Annotated in this window: 13 protein-coding genes; 12 read left to right on the forward strand and 1 reads right to left on the reverse strand. The window is 54.9% G+C overall.

The features are described 5' to 3' along the window. The first annotated feature begins 23 nt into the window (after window positions 1–23). From ihfB to OGY62_RS12480, 8 genes are all read left to right on the forward strand, one after another. Entirely contained in the window at window positions 24–308 is a 285-nt protein-coding gene (gene ihfB, locus OGY62_RS12445; RefSeq protein WP_000167332.1) for an integration host factor subunit beta, read from the forward strand. A gap of 490 nt (window positions 309–798) precedes the next feature. After that, a complete protein-coding gene (locus OGY62_RS12450; RefSeq protein ID WP_286460021.1) occupies window positions 799–3,063 on the forward strand; it encodes a ComEC family protein in 2,265 nt (754 codons plus the stop codon). Between the two features lie 36 nt (window positions 3,064–3,099). Next, window positions 3,100–4,848 (forward strand): lipid A ABC transporter ATP-binding protein/permease MsbA, encoded by a 1,749-nt coding sequence (gene msbA, locus OGY62_RS12455; RefSeq protein WP_286460023.1) that lies wholly within the window; start codon window positions 3,100–3,102, stop codon window positions 4,846–4,848. Beyond that, window positions 4,845–5,822: a tetraacyldisaccharide 4'-kinase gene (gene lpxK / locus OGY62_RS12460; RefSeq protein ID WP_199971427.1), complete on the forward strand. Its 978-nt coding sequence runs from the start codon at window positions 4,845–4,847 to the stop codon at window positions 5,820–5,822. The genes msbA and lpxK overlap by 4 nt, the downstream gene beginning before the upstream one ends. A gap of 43 nt (window positions 5,823–5,865) precedes the next feature. After that, entirely contained in the window at window positions 5,866–7,098 is a 1,233-nt protein-coding gene (locus OGY62_RS12465) for a winged helix-turn-helix domain-containing protein (RefSeq protein WP_286460025.1), read from the forward strand. Between the two features lie 51 nt (window positions 7,099–7,149). Further along, window positions 7,150–7,332 (forward strand): protein YcaR, encoded by a 183-nt coding sequence (gene ycaR, locus OGY62_RS12470; protein WP_012133009.1) that lies wholly within the window; start codon window positions 7,150–7,152, stop codon window positions 7,330–7,332. After that, window positions 7,329–8,075 (forward strand): 3-deoxy-manno-octulosonate cytidylyltransferase, encoded by a 747-nt coding sequence (kdsB, locus tag OGY62_RS12475; RefSeq protein WP_012133008.1) that lies wholly within the window; start codon window positions 7,329–7,331, stop codon window positions 8,073–8,075. The genes ycaR and kdsB overlap by 4 nt, the downstream gene beginning before the upstream one ends. A gap of 154 nt (window positions 8,076–8,229) precedes the next feature. After that, complete coding sequence (locus tag OGY62_RS12480) at window positions 8,230–9,123, forward strand: YcbJ family phosphotransferase (protein ID WP_286460026.1); 894 nt, start codon at window positions 8,230–8,232, stop codon at window positions 9,121–9,123. Here the strand turns inward: OGY62_RS12480 and elyC are convergent. Then, entirely contained in the window at window positions 9,100–9,879 is a 780-nt protein-coding gene (elyC, locus tag OGY62_RS12485) for an envelope biogenesis factor ElyC (protein ID WP_012133005.1), read from the reverse strand. The genes OGY62_RS12480 and elyC overlap by 24 nt on opposite strands. Before the next feature lie 135 nt (window positions 9,880–10,014). On the opposite strand from elyC, the gene cmoM reads away from it, so the two are divergent. From cmoM to mukB, 4 genes are read left to right on the forward strand one after another with little or no spacing between them, the layout of a single operon-like run. Further along, complete coding sequence (gene cmoM, locus OGY62_RS12490) at window positions 10,015–10,794, forward strand: tRNA uridine 5-oxyacetic acid(34) methyltransferase CmoM (RefSeq protein WP_115626555.1); 780 nt, start codon at window positions 10,015–10,017, stop codon at window positions 10,792–10,794. Window positions 10,795–10,797: 3 nt separating this feature from the next. Beyond that, window positions 10,798–12,120, forward strand: coding sequence for a chromosome partition protein MukF (gene mukF, locus OGY62_RS12495; protein ID WP_012133002.1), 1,323 nt, complete (start codon window positions 10,798–10,800; stop codon window positions 12,118–12,120). Then, the gene (gene mukE, locus OGY62_RS12500; protein ID WP_024130476.1) at window positions 12,101–12,805 is read left to right on the forward strand and encodes a chromosome partition protein MukE; all 705 of its coding nucleotides are present in this window, start codon (window positions 12,101–12,103) and stop codon (window positions 12,803–12,805) included. The genes mukF and mukE overlap by 20 nt, the downstream gene beginning before the upstream one ends. After that, on the forward strand, window positions 12,805–17,274 hold the full coding sequence (gene mukB / locus OGY62_RS12505; RefSeq protein WP_130028914.1) for a chromosome partition protein MukB: 4,470 nt from the start codon (window positions 12,805–12,807) through the stop codon (window positions 17,272–17,274). Before mukE ends, mukB begins: the two co-directional genes overlap by 1 nt. Window positions 17,275–17,286 lie beyond the last annotated feature (12 nt).

A 17,286-nucleotide genomic window follows, 5' to 3' on the forward strand; every position in this document is an offset into this window, starting at 1 on the left:
TGCTTACAGGAACCGGAGGAATCATGACCAAGTCAGAATTGATTGAAAGACTTGCAACCCAGCAATCTCACATTCCCGCGAAAGCGGTTGAAGATGCAGTAAAAGAGATGCTGGAACATATGGCCTCGACTCTTGCGCAGGGCGAGCGTATTGAAATCCGCGGTTTCGGCAGCTTTTCTTTGCACTACCGCGCACCTCGTACCGGACGTAACCCGAAGACTGGCGATAAAGTAGAACTGGAAGGAAAGTATGTTCCGCACTTTAAGCCGGGTAAAGAACTGCGCGATCGCGCCAATATTTACGGTTAAGTTTTAACGAAAAACTTGATCCAGAAAAAAGCACCTGAACGGTGCTTTTTTCATTTCTGCATTCCGACCGGAAAAGAGACTTCAACGCCATCATCCGGCACAAAGCAGCGCCTGATGGCGCTACGCTTATCAGGTCTACAGGTATGCTCCCGTGACTCAGTAGGCCGGATAAGACGCTTCGCGTCGCCATCCGGCATAAAGCTGTGCCTGATGGCGCTACGCTTATCAGGCCTACAGATATGTACCTGTGACTCCGTAGGCCGGATAAGACGCTTTGCGTCGCCATCCGGCACAAAGCAGCGCCTGATGGCACTACATTCATCAGATCTACAGATACGTGCTCGTAGGCGTAACTGGAAAGCCTCTCGCATTTTTATGTGCATCTTGCATTCCCAACGCGAAAACCACGGAATTTGCGCCGAATAACCACAAATTGTCGCCAGACAAACGTTAGCCAAATCTGCACACTTCTTGTAACAGGGAGGTGTCTATGAAAATAACAACGGTCAGCGTGTGTGCATTATGCGGAATTCTTCCGCTAATATTCTTACCTGTACTTCCCGGTTCGTTGTGTCTCATTGGCATATTTTGTTTTGCCTGCGCGCTGTCCTTTGTTCCATATAAATATACGCAGTACGCCAGCTTGACCCTGCTGTTTTTTCTCTGGGGAATACTTGCTGCAAAGCAAGCCGTCTGGCCGGGTAATACCTTGCCTGGCGCAACACAGGAAACCGTGGTGCAAATTACGGCGACCGATCATGCCACCACACATTACGGGCAAATTACCCATGTACAGGGGAAACGCCTGTTTCCCTCGGTGGGCGTTGTTCTTTATGGGCAATATTTGCCCGGCGAGGTGTGTGCAGGTCAACGTTGGGCGATGAAACTAAAAGTCCGTGCCGTGCATGGTCAGCTTAATGAGGGGGGATTTGATAGCCAGCGTTATGCGCTCACGCAACATCAGCCTCTGAGCGGCCGGTTTCTGCATGCGACGGTCATCGAATCGTCATGTAGTTTACGCGCGCGTTATCTTGCCTCCCTCAATACCACGCTGGCGCGCTACCCCTGGCAGCAGGTTATCCTGGCATTAGGCATGGGCGAGCGTTTATCAGTATCGCAAGAGGTCAAAAATATTATGCGCGATACTGGTACGGCGCACCTGATGGCCATTTCAGGGTTGCATATCGCCTTTGCCGCACTGCTGGCGGGAGGATTGATTCGTGGCGCGCAATTTTTACTTCCCACCCGCTGGATTCACTGGCAAACGCCGTTAGTGGGAGGGATTGTGTGCGCGACGTTTTACGCCTGGCTCACGGGGTTACAACCACCCGCGTTACGTAAGGTTGTGGCGCTGGCAGCGTGGGGATTACTGAAGCTGAGCGGTCGGCAATGGAGCGGTTGGGAGGTCTGGTTCTGCTGCCTGGCGGCAATAGTGATTGCCGATCCGATTGCTGTTCTGTCGCAAAGTCTGTGGCTTTCGGCCTTTGCCGTCGCTGCGCTTATTTTCTGGTATCAGTGGTTTCCAGTACCGGCCTGGGCGTTGCCTTGGGCAGGGAAAGTCGTGTTGGACCTCGTTCACTTACAGTTGGGCATTACGCTTCTGCTCTTACCTGTGCAAATAGCGCTTTTTCATGGCGTAAGTGTGACCTCTTTTCTGGCGAATCTGTTTGCGGTTCCTTTGGTTACATTTATCTCTGTACCACTGATACTGGCGGGAATGATCGGCCATTTGACCGGGCCGCTGATGGTTGAAGAAGGCCTCTGGGCGCTGGCTGACGCCTCTCTGGACGTGTTGTTCCGGGCGCTGAAAAGTCTGCCGGTAGGGTGGATTAATATTGATTATCGCTGGCAATACCTGTCTTTGGCTCCCTGGTTAACGCTTATGGCGTGGCGATTGAATGCCTGGCGAACTTACCCGGTGATCTGTTTGTCTGGCGTGTTGCTGTTGAGCTGGCCGTTCTGGCGTACGCCGCGCACGGAGGCGTGGCAGGTTCATATGCTGGATGTCGGACAGGGGCTGGCGATGGTTATCGCGCATAACGGGAAAGCGATACTTTATGATACGGGACGCGCCTGGCCGGATGGCGATAGCGCACAGCAGCTCATCATTCCCTGGCTACGCTGGCACAATCTGGAACCTGAGGGGATTATCCTGAGCCATGAACATCTGGATCATCGGGGTGGCCTGTCATCATTACAGAAGACGTGGCCTTCGCTCTGGATACGAAGCCCATTAGGCTGGAAGGGCCATCTGCCGTGCTTTCGTGCGGAGCAGTGGACGTGGCAGGGGCTATCCTTCAGCGCACACTGGCCGATTAAAGGAAACAGGGAAAAGGGCAACAACCATTCCTGCGTGGTTAAAGTGGATGACGGAAAGCAGAGTATTTTGCTGACGGGCGATATTGAATCTCCGGCTGAACAAAAAATGCTAAGTCGTTATTGGCGGCATTTGCAGGCGACAATCATTCAGGTTCCGCATCATGGCAGTAATACATCGTCGTCATTAGCGTTAATTCAACGGGTTGAGGGCCTGGCCGCGCTGGCGTCGGCATCGCGCTACAACGCCTGGCGTCTGCCTTCCTGGAAGGTAAAACAGCGCTATCAACAACAAGGTTATCAATGGCTGGATACCCCGCATCAGGGGCAAATTTCGGTGGATTTTTCCCCGCAAGGCTGGCGCATACGAGGTTTACGGGAGCAAATTTTACCTCGTTGGTATCATCAGTGGTTTGGCGTGTCAGAGGATAACGGGTAGAATATGCGGCTATTTCAACAAATGCTGGTTTTTTGAATGCATAACGATAAAGATCTCTCTACGTGGCAGACGTTCCGCCGACTGTGGCCTACCATTGCGCCTTTCAAAACTGGGCTGATCGTGGCGGGTGTCGCGTTGATCCTCAATGCGGCCAGCGATGCTTTTATGTTATCGCTCCTCAAACCATTGCTGGACGATGGTTTTGGTAAAACAGATCGATCGGTGCTGCTTTGGATGCCGCTGGTGGTTATTGGCCTGATGATATTACGTGGTATCACCAGCTATATCTCCAGCTACTGTATTTCATGGGTATCGGGCAAAGTGGTGATGACCATGCGCCGTCGTCTGTTTGGTCATATGATGGGGATGCCTGTTGCATTCTTTGATAAACAATCAACGGGGACACTGCTTTCTCGTATTACCTATGACTCAGAACAGGTTGCGTCATCGTCTTCCGGGGCGTTGATTACGGTCGTGCGTGAAGGTGCATCGATCATCGCTTTGTTTATCATGATGTTCTATAACAGCTGGCAACTGTCGATCATTCTGGTCATTCTGGCGCCCGTTGTGTCTATTGCGATTCGCGTGGTATCGAAGCGTTTTCGTAGCATCAGTAAAAACATGCAGAACACGATGGGGCAGGTGACCACCAGTGCAGAGCAGATGCTGAAAGGCCACAAAGAAGTGCTTATCTTTGGCGGTCAGGAAGTTGAAACGAAGCGTTTTGACAAAGTCAGCAATAAAATGCGTCTGCAAGGGATGAAAATGGTGTCTGCATCATCCATCTCTGATCCGATCATTCAGCTGATCGCGTCTCTGGCGCTGGCCTTTGTTCTCTATGCGGCTAGCTTCCCGAGCGTAATGGACAGCCTGACTGCGGGTACGATTACCGTCGTATTCTCATCAATGATTGCCCTGATGCGTCCTCTGAAATCGCTGACCAACGTCAATGCGCAGTTCCAGCGTGGTATGGCGGCATGCCAGACGCTGTTTGCTATTCTGGATAGCGAGCAAGAGAAAGACGAAGGCAAACGCGTAATTGAACGTTCGACGGGCGATCTGGAATTCCGCAATGTGACCTTTACCTATCCGGGGCGTGAAACGCCTGCGCTGCGCAATATCAATCTGCACATTCCGGCGGGTAAGACGGTTGCACTGGTCGGGCGTTCCGGTTCAGGTAAATCAACCATTGCCAGTCTGATCACGCGCTTCTACGACATCAATGAAGGGAACATCCTGATGGATGGACACGATCTGCGTGAATATACCCTGTCTTCATTGCGTAATCAGGTCGCGCTGGTTTCGCAGAATGTGCACCTGTTTAACGATACGGTTGCGAACAACATCGCCTATGCGCGTACTGAAGAGTACAGCCGCGAGCAAATTGAAGAAGCGGCGCGTATGGCGTATGCCATGGACTTTATCAGCAAGATGGATAACGGTCTGGATACGGTTATCGGCGAGAACGGCGTACTGCTTTCCGGTGGCCAGCGTCAGCGTATCGCGATTGCCCGTGCGTTGCTGCGTGACAGCCCAATCCTGATTCTGGATGAAGCCACCTCTGCGCTGGACACCGAATCCGAACGCGCGATTCAGTCCGCACTGGATGAGTTGCAGAAAAACCGTACTTCGCTGGTTATCGCGCACCGCCTTTCAACGATTGAACAAGCTGATGAAATTGTCGTGGTGGAAGACGGGATTATTGTTGAGCGTGGAACCCATAGCGAATTGCTGGAGCAGCGCGGTGTGTATTCGCAACTGCATAAAATGCAATTTGGCCAATGATCGCCCGCATCTGGTCTGGTGAATCGCCCCTGTGGCGTCTGTTGCTCCCACTCTCCTGGCTGTATGGCCTGGTGAGTGGGGGGATTCGCTTGTGCTACCGGCTGGGAATTAAACGCGCCTGGCGTGCGCCGGTGCCGGTCGTTGTCGTCGGGAACCTTACGGCGGGGGGCAACGGAAAAACGCCGGTCGTTATCTGGCTGGTCGAACAACTGCAACAGCGCGGCATTCGCGTAGGGGTTGTTTCGCGGGGGTATGGCGGTAAAGCGGCGTCTTATCCGCTGTTGCTTACTCCACAAACGTCCTCTGCGGAAGCGGGTGATGAGCCGGTACTGATCTATCAACGAACTGGCGCGCCTGTTGCTGTCTCGCCGGTTCGCTCAGACGCAGTAAAAGCGATTCTCGCGCGTCACGATGTACAAATTATCGTAACGGATGACGGGCTACAGCATTATCGTCTGGCGCGCGATATTGAAATCGTTGTCATCGACGGCGTGCGCCGGTTTGGCAATGGCTGGTGGTTGCCCGCAGGGCCGATGCGTGAGCGCGCCAGCCGACTTAAATCGGTAGATGCGGTGATCGTCAACGGCGGCGTTGCCAGACCAGGAGAAATTCCGATGCAGCTGGCGCCAGGGCTGGCGGTCAATTTATGCACCGGTGAGCGCCGTCATGTCGCGGAGTTAAGCAACATTGTCGCGATGGCGGGGATTGGCCATCCTCCACGTTTCTTTGCTACGCTCGAAGCGTGTGGGGCGTCGCTACAGAAATGCGTTCCGTTGGCCGATCATCAGTCTCTCGCCTCTAACGATGTGAAGGCGTTAGTAACCGACGGGCAAACGCTGGTCATGACGGAAAAAGATGCCGTTAAATGCCGGGGATTTGCCGAGGACAACTGGTGGTATTTACCTGTAGACGCGCGTTTGTCGGGTGAACAACCTGATGCACTGCTTGAACAACTCATCTCGCTGGCTCGCTAGCACAAATTGATGTGGCGGCAGCGAACGATTCCCGGAGTTATACATGTCGTTGCCGCATCTCTCTCTTACGGATGTTCGTCATCTCCATCTTGCTGCGCAAGGTTTGCTGAAAAAGCCCCGCCGTCAGGCATTGCCTGCGGATATTCTCGCGACGATTTCGCGCATGTCTTTATTGCAAATCGATACGATCAACGTTGTGGCGCGCAGCCCCTATCTGGTGCTGTTTAGCCGTCTGGGCCACTACCCGCAACAGTGGCTGGACGACTCGTTGTCGCGTGGCGAACTCATGGAATACTGGGCGCATGAGGCCTGTTTCTTACCGCGTAGCGACTTTACGCTAATTCGTCACCGTATGCTGGCGCCTGAGAAGATGGGCTGGAAGTACAAAGCATCGTGGATGCAGGAACATGCCGATGAGATCGCGCAGTTGATCCAGCATATTCACCATAACGGCCCTGTGCGCTCAGCGGATTTTGCGCATCCACACAAAGGCGCCAGTGGATGGTGGGAGTGGAAGCCGCATAAGCGCCATCTTGAAGGATTGTTCACTGCCGGGAAAGTCATGGTTGTAGAACGGCGCAACTTTCAGCGCGTGTATGACCTGACGCAACGCGTGATGCCGCACTGGGACGATAAACGCGATTTACTGTCGCAGGCAGAAGCAGAAATCGCCATGCTGGATAATAGCGCGCGCAGTCTGGGGATTTTTCGCGAGCAGTGGCTGGCGGATTACTATCGCCTGCGGCGACCTGAAGTGAAAACGTGGCGTGATATCCGCGTTGAACAAGGGCAACTGGTTCCCGTTCAGGCCGACAGGCTGGGGGCAATGTGGCTACACGCCGATCTGTTGCCGCTACTGGAGCAGGCGCTGAACAATAAGCTCACCGCTACGCATAGCGCGGTTTTATCCCCTTTTGATCCCGTCGTCTGGGACCGGAAACGGGCAGAGCAGTTGTTCGATTTTAGCTACCGCCTGGAGTGCTATACCCCGGCGCCTAAACGCCAGTACGGCTATTTTGTTTTGCCGCTGCTGCATCGGGGGCAGTTGGTTGGGCGCATGGATGCCAAAATGCATCGCAAAACGGGCGTGCTGGAAGTCATCTCGCTCTGGTTGCAGGAGGGGGTTAAACCGGGCCCGACGCTGCAAAAAGGGCTGTTGCAGGCGATTAATGCGTTCGCTCGCTGGCAACAGGCCAGCCGCGTCACGCTAGGGAGCTGCCCATCCTGCTTGTTTGCAGAAAATCGTCATGGCTGGGAAATAGACGCGGTCTCATAAACGATTATGTTAATATTGATGAATTCACAATCCGGTCCATCTGGAGGAACTATGGATCATCGTCTACTTGAAATCATTGCCTGCCCGGTATGCAACGGCAAACTCTGGTATAACCAGGAAAAACAAGAACTGATTTGCAAACTGGATAACCTGGCTTTCCCATTGCGCGATGGCATTCCGGTATTGCTGGAAACGGAAGCGCGTTCCATTACTGCTGATGAGAGTAAATCATGAGTTTTGTGGTCATTATTCCCGCTCGTTTTTCGTCCACACGTCTGCCCGGTAAGCCTTTACTGGATATCAACGGCAAACCGATGATCGTGCATGTTCTGGAACGCGCGCGCGAATCTGGCGCTGAACGCATTATTGTCGCGACGGACCATGAAGATGTCGCTCGCGCGGTAGAAGCGGCGGGTGGGGAAGTCTGCATGACGCGCGCTGACCATCAGTCCGGGACGGAGCGTCTGGCGGAAGTCGTTGAAAAATGCGGTTTTAGCGACGATACCGTTATTGTTAACGTGCAGGGCGATGAGCCGATGATCCCGGCAGTGATTATTCGTCAGGTGGCGGAAAACCTGGCACAGCGCCAGGTTGGTATGGCGACGCTGGCGGCGCCGATTCACGGTGCTGAAGAAGCCTTTAATCCTAATGCAGTGAAAGTTGTGCTGGACGCTGAAGGCTATGCGCTTTATTTCTCGCGTGCGACGATCCCCTGGGATCGCGATCGTTTTGCGAAAAGCCTTGAGACCGTGGGCGACACGTTCCTGCGCCATCTGGGAATTTACGGCTATCGCGCCGGGTTTATTCGCCGCTACGTGAACTGGCAGCCCAGCCCGCTTGAGCATATTGAGATGCTGGAGCAGCTTCGTGTGCTGTGGTATGGCGAAAAAATCCATGTTGCCGTCGCCAAAGAAGTCCCGGGAACGGGCGTTGATACAGCCGAAGATCTTGAGCGCGTTCGCGCCGAAATGCGCTGATATCCGCTATCGCACTCCTCTCACAAATGGGAGGAGTGTCGTATCGTTACGATTTTCCCTTCATTTTTCTTTTCATCAATTGATCTCATCCGGGTGACATCTGTCCATACGGCGCTCATTATAAAAGCAGTGGCGTTTATGAGGGCAATCTGAAATGGAACAGCTGCGAGCCGAACTGAGTCATCTGCTGGGCGAAAAACTCAGCCGTATAGAGTGCGTGAGTGAAAAGGCGGATACGGCCTTGTGGTCGCTGTACGACAGTCAGGGAAACCCGATGCCTCTAATGGCGAGAAGTTTTACGACCCCTGGCGTGGCGCAGCAACTGGCATGGAAAACGACCATGCTGGCGCGTAGCGGCACGGTACGCATGCCGGTTGTCTATGGCGTGATGACGCATGATGAACACCCTGGGCCTGATGTCCTGCTGCTGGAGCGTCTGCGTGGCGTCTCTGTGGAAGCGCCCACCCGCACGCCTGAGCGCTGGGAGCAGTTGAAGGATCAGATTGTAGAGGGTTTGTTAGCCTGGCATCGGCAGGACAGTCGGGGTTGCGTGGGTGCGGTGGATCATACGCAGGAAAATATCTGGCCGTCCTGGTATCGCCAGCGTGTTGAAGTGCTATGGACGACGTTAAACCAGTTCAACAACACCGGGTTAACTATGCAGGATAAACGCATTCTGTTTCGTACTCGGGAGTGCCTGCCTGCGCTGTTTGAAGGATTTAATGATAATTGCGTGCTCATCCACGGCAATTTTAGCCTGCGCAGTATGCTGAAAGACGCCCGCAGCGATCAGCTTCTGGCGATGGTGGGGCCTGGCGTTATGCTGTGGGCGCCACGAGAGTATGAACTGTTCCGGCTGATGGACAATGCGCTGGCGGAAGGGCTGCTCTGGCATTATCTGCAACACGCGCCAGTGGCGGAATCGTTCATCTGGCGGCGTTGGCTTTATGTGTTATGGGACGAAGTCGCGCAGCTGGTCAATACCGGGCGTTTTAGCCGCTCCAACTTTGACCTCGCGACAAAATCACTGCTGCCCTGGCTCGCCTGACGCGCCTTTCAGCCACTGCCAGATGCGCCCCAGCGTTTCATAACCGGCGCGATCGCTATGCATCAACCATACCGGGGAGGGAATTGCTCGCTCCCACGGATTTAACGGTGAATCTATCGCCAGTTGATTGGCTGGCGCAGGCAGCGGATGTAACCCAACATGCTGGAAGAAGATCATGGCGCGCGGTAAGTGGGAGGCGGAAGTGACCAGCAGGAAAGGGGCATCGCCGATGGCCTGTTTCACCGCTTCCGCCTCTTCTTCGGTATCTTTTGGCTGATCCAGCGTGATGATGTCGCTGCGCGGCACACCCAGCGATTGTGCCACTCTTGCGCCCGCTTCTGCCGTACTCACGCGATTGGTTTTTGCCGCCGCGCCCGTAAAGATCAGTTTCGATCCCGGATTGGCCAGCCAGAGGCGTACGCCTTCGTTCAGACGTGGGAGGCTGTTATTGATCAGATTCGAACTGGGCGCCCACTGGGGGTTCCAGGTGTAGCCGCCGCCCAGTACCACGATGTAGTCTACTTTTTGCGTTCCCTGCCAGGTGGGGTAACTGTCTTCAATCGGTTTGAGTAAACGGTCAGCAACAGGTTGCAGGCTTAACAGAAATATTGCCAGCCATCCCAGGCTGATAAACGCCTTCCCGGTTTTCTGAAAGCGGCTAAACCATACCAGCGCCAGCCCCACGCCCATGATGAGCAGCATAAAGGGAAGCGGCAGCAACAGACCGCCAGTCACTTTCTTCAGAGTAAAAAGCATCCTTTTTGGTTCCTTTTTTGACCATACAGCAGGGGATCAGCAGGGATATTACACCAGACAGGTTAAATATCGCCGCGACTATGACAAAATAGCTTCTTTTTAAAAGCACACCTGAGCCAGCCTGTGGAGAGTCCGATGCGGGACCGCAATTTTGATGACATTGCTGAAAAGTTTTCCCGTAACATCTACGGAACCACCAAAGGACAGCTGCGACAGGCGATTCTGTGGCAGGATCTTGATCGGTTGCTGGCGGAATTCGGCGAGCAAAAACTGCACATCCTGGATGCTGGCGGCGGAGAGGGGCAAACGGCCATCAAAATGGCGGAGCGTGGGCATCAGGTTACATTGTGCGATCTGTCCGGCGAGATGATCGCGCGTGCGCAGCAGGCGGCAGAAGCAAAAGGTGTGAGCGGAAACATGCATTTTATACAATGCGCCGTTCAGGATGTCGCTTCGCATTTGGAAACCTCCGCTGATCTGATATTGTTTCATGCTGTGCTGGAGTGGGTGGCGGAACCGGTCGGCGTGTTAGAGACGCTTTGGTCAGTTTTGCGCCCCGGCGGAGCACTGTCGTTAATGTTCTACAATGCTAACGGCCTGTTGATGCATAACATGGTGGCAGGGAACTTTGACTATGTGCAGGTGGGGATGCCAAAACGCAAAAAGCGTACGCTTTCGCCAGACTATCCACGTAAACCCGAGCAGGTTTATCAGTGGCTGGAAGATATTGGCTGGCAGATTACCGGTAAGACCGGCGTACGCGTATTTCATGATTATCTGCGTGAGAAGCATCAACAGCGTGACTGCTATGAGATGTTAGTTGAATTAGAAACGCGTTATTGCCGCCAGGAGCCGTATATTAGCCTTGGCCGCTACATTCATGTCACCGCGCGCAAACCGCAGATGCAAGGATAACTTATGAGTGAATTTTCCCAGACAGTCCCCGAACTGGTTGCCTGGGCCAGAAAAAATGACTTTTCCATCTCTCTGCCGGTAGACCGACTTTCGTTCCTGCTGGCGGTAGCCACGCTGAACGGCGAGCGCCTGGACGGGGAGATGAGTGAAGGCGAACTGGTGGATGCGTTCCGCCATGTCAGTGATGCGTTTGAGCAAACCAGCGAAACCATCGGCGTGCGCGCCAACAACGCGATCAACGATATGGTACGTCAACGTCTGCTGAACCGCTTTACCAGCGAGCAAGCGGAAGGCAACGCCATTTATCGCCTGACGCCGCTCGGGATTGGCATTACCGATTACTACATCCGCCAGCGTGAGTTTTCCACGTTGCGCCTTTCCATGCAGCTATCCATTGTCGCGGGTGAACTGAAGCGGGCGGCGGATGCGGCAGATGAGGGCGGCGACGAATTTCACTGGCATCGCAACGTTTATGCGCCGCTGAAATATTCGGTCGCGGAAATTTTCGACAGCATCGACCTGACCCAGCGCATCATGGATGAGCAGCAGCAGCAGGTAAAAGACGACATTGCGCAGTTGCTGAACAAAGACTGGCGCGCGGCGATTTCGAGTTGCGAACTGCTGCTTTCTGAAACATCCGGCACGCTGCGTGAGTTACAGGATACGCTCGAAGCGGCTGGCGATAAATTGCAGGCCAATCTGTTACGCATCCAGGACGCCACGATGGCGCATGACGACCTGCATTTTGTGGATCGTCTGGTGTTCGATCTGCAAAGCAAACTCGACCGCATTATTAGCTGGGGTCAGCAATCCATCGACCTGTGGATTGGCTATGACCGACACGTACACAAATTTATCCGTACTGCGATTGATATGGATAAAAACCGCGTCTTTGCCCAGCGACTGCGCCAGTCCATTCAGGGCTATTTTGATGAGCCGTGGGCACTGACCTATGCCAACGCCGATCGTCTGCTGGATATGCGCGATGAAGAGATGGCGCTGCGCGATGAAGAGGTGACCGGCGAACTGCCGCCGGACCTGGAATATGAAGAATTTAACGAGATCCGCGAACAACTGGCGGCGATCATCGAAGAACAGCTGGCTATCTATAAATCCAGACAAGCCCCACTGGATCTCGGCCTGGTAGTGCGCGAATATCTGGCGCAATACCCACGAGCGCGTCACTTCGACGTGGCGCGTATTGTTATCGATCAGGCGGTACGTCTTGGCGTAGCGCAAGCAGACTTCACCGGACTGCCAGCCAAATGGCAGCCGATTAATGATTACGGAGCCAAGGTACAGGCGCATGTCATTGACAAATATTGAACAAGTGATGCCGGTTAAGCTGGCGCAGGCGCTGGCAAACCCGTTATTTCCGGCGCTGGATAGCGCATTACGCTCCGGCAGACATATCGGTCTGGATGAGCTGGATAATCATGCCTTCCTGATGGATTTCCAGGAGTATCTGGAAGAGTTTTACAGTCGCTATAACGTCGAACTGATTCGCGCGCCGGAGGGTTTTTTCTACCTGCGCCCGCGTTCCACGACGATTATCCCACGCTCCGTCTTGTCTGAACTGGACATGATGGTGGGTAAAATCCTCTGCTATCTCTATCTCAGCCCGGAGCGGTTGGCAAATGAGGGGATTTTTACCCAGCAGGAACTGTACGATGAGCTGCTCGCCCTGACAGACGAAGCCAAATTGCTGAAACTGGTCAACAACCGCTCAACGGGGTCTGACGTGGATCGTCAGAAACTACAGGAGAAGGTGCGCTCGTCGTTAAACCGTCTGCGTCGCTTAGGGATGGTGTGGTTTATGGGCCATGACAGCAGCAAATTCCGCATCACGGAATCGGTGTTCCGCTTTGGCGCGGATGTGCGTACCGGTGACGATCCGCGAGAAGCGCAGCGTCGCTTAATCCGCGATGGGGAAGCCATGCCGGTTGAAAATCACCTGCAACTCAACGATGAGACCGAAGAGAATCAGCCGGACAGTGGAGAGGAAGAATAATGATTGAACGCGGTAAATTTCGCTCACTAACGCTGATTAACTGGAACGGCTTTTTTGCCCGCACCTTTGACCTCGATGAGCTGGTCACCACGCTGTCCGGCGGGAACGGCGCCGGTAAATCCACCACGATGGCGGCGTTCGTCACGGCGCTGATCCCGGACTTAACCTTACTGCATTTCCGTAACACCACGGAAGCCGGGGCCACCAGCGGATCGCGCGATAAAGGCCTGCACGGTAAGCTGAAAGCGGGCGTCTGTTATTCCATGCTCGACGTCCTCAATTCCCGCCATCAGCGTGTTGTGGTGGGCGTACGTTTGCAGCAGGTCGCCGGACGCGATCGCAAAGTTGATATCAAACCGTTTGCCATTCAGGGCTTGCCGATGTCGGTGCAGCCGACGCAGCTGGTGACGGAAACGCTGAACGAGCGCCAGGCGCGCGTGTTGACCCTCGCGGAGCTGAAAGAGAAGCTCGATGCGATGGAAGGCGTGCAGTTTAAGCAGTTTAACTCGATCACCGATTATCACTCGCTGATGTTCGATCTGGGCATCATTGCCCGCCGTCTGCGTTCTGCGTCCGATCGCAGCAAGTTCTATCGTCTGATTGAAGCCTCGCTGTACGGCGGGATCTCCAGCGCGATTACTCGTTCCCTGCGTGACTACCTGCTGCCGGAAAATAGCGGCGTGCGTAAAGCGTTCCAGGATATGGAAGCCGCGCTGCGTGAAAACCGTATGACGCTGGAAGCGATCCGCGTAACCCAGTCGGATCGTGACCTGTTCAAGCATTTGATTAGCGAAGCCACTAACTACGTGGCGGCGGACTACATGCGCCACGCCAACGAACGCCGGGTTCATCTGGATAAAGCGCTGGAGTTTCGTCGCGAGCTGTACACATCGCGTAAGCAACTGGCGGCGGAACAGTACAAACACGTCGACATGGCGCGTGAACTGGGCGAGCACAACGGTGCGGAAGGGGATCTGGAAGCGGATTACCAGGCCGCCAGCGACCACCTGAACCTGGTGCAGACCGCGCTGCGCCAGCAGGAGAAGATCGAGCGCTATGAAGCGGATCTCGATGAGCTGCAAATTCGTCTCGAAGAGCAAAATGAAGTGGTGGCTGAAGCCGCCGACATGCAGGAAGAGAACGAAGCCCGTGCGGAAGCCGCCGAGCTGGAAGTGGATGAACTGAAAAGCCAACTGGCGGACTATCAGCAGGCGCTGGATGTGCAGCAGACGCGCGCGATTCAGTACAACCAGGCGATCCAGGCGCTCGACCGCGCCAAAGCGCTTTGTCATCTGCCTGACCTGACGGCGGACAGCGCCGCAGAATGGCTGGAGACGTTCCAGGCGAAAGAGCAGGAAGCAACGGAAAAACTGCTTTCGCTGGAACAGAAAATGAGCGTGGCGCAAACCGCGCACAGTCAGTTTGAACAGGCATATCAGCTGGTGGCCGCCATTAATGGCCCACTGGCGCGTAATGAAGCCTGGAGCGTGGCGCGTGACCTGCTGCGCGAAGGCGTGGAACAGCGTCACCTGGCGGAGCAGGTTCAGCCGCTGCGTATGCGTCTGAGTGAGCTGGAACAGCGCTTGCGCGAACAGCAGGAAGCTGAACGCCTGCTGGCGGAATTCTGTAAACGTCAGGGCAAACATTTCGACATTGATGAGCTGGAAGCGCTGCACCAGGAGCTGGAAGCCCGCATCGCCGCCCTGTCGGATAGCGTTTCTAACGCCCATGAACAGCGTATGACGCTGCGTCAGGAGCAGGAGCAACTCCAGTCCCGCATTCAGCACTTAATGCAGCGCGCCCCGATCTGGCTGGCGGCGCAAAACAGTCTGAATCAGCTGTGCGAACAGAGCGGCGAAGAGTTTACCTCCAGCCAGGAGGTAACCGAGTATCTGCAACAGTTGCTGGAGCGCGAGCGTGAAGCGATTGTAGAGCGTGACGAAGTTGGCGCGCGTAAGAACGCGGTTGACGAAGAGATTGAACGCTTAAGCCAGCCGGGCGGCTCGGAAGACTCGCGTCTGAACGCGCTGGCGGAGCGTTTTGGCGGCGTGTTGCTGTCGGAAATCTATGATGACGTCAGCTTCGAAGACGCGCCGTACTTCTCCGCGCTGTATGGCCCGTCCCGTCATGCTATCGTGGTGCCGGATCTGTCGCTGATCGCCGAACAGCTTGAAGGGCTGACGGATTGCCCGGAAGATCTCTATTTCATCGAAGGGGACCCGCAGTCGTTCGATGACAGCGTCTTCAGCGTTGATGAGCTGGAAAACGCGGTGGTGGTGAAAACCGCCGAGCGTCAGTGGCGTTATTCCCGTTTCCCGACGGTGCCGATCTTTGGTCGCGCCGCGCGTGAAAACCGTATTGAAAGTCTGCATGCTGAGCGCGAAGGGCTGTCTGAACGCTTTGCGACGTTGTCCTTCGACGTGCAGAAAACTCAGCGTCTGCATCAGGCGTTCAGTCGTTTTATCGGCAGCCATCTGGCGGTCGCGTTTGAGGCCGACCCGGAAGCGGAAATTCGCCAATTGAATGGCCGTCGCGTTGAACTGGAACGCGCGCTGGCTACGCATGAAAACGACAACCAGCAGCAGCGTATTCAGTACGAACAGGCGAAAGAGGGCGTCTCCGCTCTGAACCGCTTACTGCCGCGCCTGAACCTGCTGGCGGACGACACGCTGGCTGACCGCGTGGATGAAATTCAGGAACGTCTGGATGATGCGCAGGAAGCGGCGCGTTTTATACAGCAACACGGTAATCAGTTAGCCAAACTGGAGCCGATCGTTTCGGTTCTGCAAAACGATCCCGAACAGTTTGAGCAACTGAAAGAAGATTACGCATACTCCCAGCAAACGCAGCGGGATGCGCGTCAGCAGGCTTTTGCGCTGACCGAGGTCGTACAGCGTCGGGCGCACTTCAGCTATTCCGACTCGGCCGAAATGCTGAGCGGCAACAGCGATCTGAACGAAAAACTGCGCCAGCGTCTGGAACAGGCGGAAGCCGAGCGTACCCGTGCCCGTGAAGCGTTACGCGGTCATGCCGCGCAACTCAGCCAGTACAATCAGGTTCTGGCCTCACTGAAAAGCTCGTATGACACCAAGAAAGAGCTGCTGGGCGACCTGCAACGTGAATTACAGGATATCGGCGTGCGTGCCGACAGCGGTTCGGAAGAGCGCGCGCGTATCCGCCGAGACGAACTGCATACGCAACTGAGCAATAACCGCTCACGTCGTAACCAGTTGGAAAAAGCGCTGACCTTCTGTGAAGCAGAAATGGATAACCTGACCCGCAGACTGCGCAAGCTGGAACGCGATTATCATGAAATGCGCGAGCAGGTGGTCACCGCGAAAGCCGGGTGGTGCGCGGTGATGCGGATGGTGAAAGATAACGGGGTAGAGCGCCGTCTGCATCGTCGCGAGTTGGCTTATCTGTCGGCAGATGAACTTCGCTCCATGTCGGATAAGGCGTTGGGTGCGTTGCGTCTGGCGGTGGCGGATAACGAACACCTGCGTGATGTATTACGTATGTCGGAAGATCCAAAACGACCGGAACGTAAGATCCAGTTCTTCGTGGCGGTTTACCAGCATCTTCGGGAGCGTATTCGCCAGGATATCATCCGTACCGATGACCCGGTTGAGGCCATCGAACAGATGGAAATTGAGTTGAGTCGCCTGACGGAAGAGCTAACCTCCCGCGAACAGAAGCTGGCGATCAGCTCGCGCAGCGTGGCGAACATTATTCGTAAGACGATTCAGCGCGAACAAAACCGTATTCGTATGCTGAACCAGGGGCTGCAAAACGTCTCGTTCGGTCAGGTGAACAGCGTGCGTCTCAACGTTAACGTGCGGGAAACGCATGCGACCTTGCTGGATGTTCTTTCCGAACAGCATGAGCAGCATCAGGATCTGTTTAACAGCAACCGCCTGACCTTCTCTGAAGCGCTGGCGAAGCTGTATCAGCGCCTGAATCCGCAGATTGATATGGGGCAGCGTACGCCGCAGACCATTGGCGAGGAGCTGCTGGATTACCGTAACTATCTGGAGATGGAAGTCGAGGTCAACCGTGGTTCAGACGGCTGGCTGCGTGCGGAGTCCGGCGCGCTGTCTACCGGTGAAGCGATTGGTACCGGGATGTCCATTCTGGTGATGGTAGTACAAAGCTGGGAAGACGAAGGCCGCCGCTTGCGCGGAAAAGATATCTCCCCATGCCGCCTGCTGTTCCTTGATGAGGCTGCACGTCTGGATGCGCGTTCCATCGCGACGCTGTTCGAACTGTGCGAACGTCTGCAAATGCAGCTTATCATCGCAGCGCCGGAAAACATCAGCCCTGAGAAAGGCACCACCTATAAGCTGGTGCGTAAGGTTTTCCACAATACCGAACACGTTCATGTGGTCGGACTGCGTGGCTTCGCTCCACAACTGCCGGAGACGCTACCTGGCACCGGTACCGAAGATGCCTCGTCGCAGGCCGCCGGGTAAGTAAGATGAAGA

The sequence above is a fragment of the Citrobacter sp. CK198 genome, assembly GCF_030333295.1.
Lineage (GTDB): Bacteria > Pseudomonadota > Gammaproteobacteria > Enterobacterales > Enterobacteriaceae > Citrobacter_B > Citrobacter_B koseri.

Bases quoted from the DNA above. Each gene is read 5' to 3' on its own strand.
- ihfB (WP_000167332.1), top strand. From the start codon at position 24: ATGACCAAGTCAGAATTGATTGAAAGACTTGCAACCCAGCAATCTCAC.
- OGY62_RS12450 (WP_286460021.1), top strand. From the start codon at position 799: ATGAAAATAACAACGGTCAGCGTGTGTGCATTATGCGGAATTCTTCCG.
- msbA (WP_286460023.1), top strand. From the start codon at position 3,100: ATGCATAACGATAAAGATCTCTCTACGTGGCAGACGTTCCGCCGACTG.
- lpxK (WP_199971427.1), top strand. From the start codon at position 4,845: ATGATCGCCCGCATCTGGTCTGGTGAATCGCCCCTGTGGCGTCTGTTG.
- OGY62_RS12465 (WP_286460025.1), top strand. From the start codon at position 5,866: ATGTCGTTGCCGCATCTCTCTCTTACGGATGTTCGTCATCTCCATCTT.
- ycaR (WP_012133009.1), top strand. From the start codon at position 7,150: ATGGATCATCGTCTACTTGAAATCATTGCCTGCCCGGTATGCAACGGC.
- kdsB (WP_012133008.1), top strand. From the start codon at position 7,329: ATGAGTTTTGTGGTCATTATTCCCGCTCGTTTTTCGTCCACACGTCTG.
- OGY62_RS12480 (WP_286460026.1), top strand. From the start codon at position 8,230: ATGGAACAGCTGCGAGCCGAACTGAGTCATCTGCTGGGCGAAAAACTC.
- elyC (WP_012133005.1), bottom strand. From the start codon at position 9,879: ATGCTTTTTACTCTGAAGAAAGTGACTGGCGGTCTGTTGCTGCCGCTT.
- cmoM (WP_115626555.1), top strand. From the start codon at position 10,015: ATGCGGGACCGCAATTTTGATGACATTGCTGAAAAGTTTTCCCGTAAC.
- mukF (WP_012133002.1), top strand. From the start codon at position 10,798: ATGAGTGAATTTTCCCAGACAGTCCCCGAACTGGTTGCCTGGGCCAGA.
- mukE (WP_024130476.1), top strand. From the start codon at position 12,101: ATGTCATTGACAAATATTGAACAAGTGATGCCGGTTAAGCTGGCGCAG.
- mukB (WP_130028914.1), top strand. From the start codon at position 12,805: ATGATTGAACGCGGTAAATTTCGCTCACTAACGCTGATTAACTGGAAC.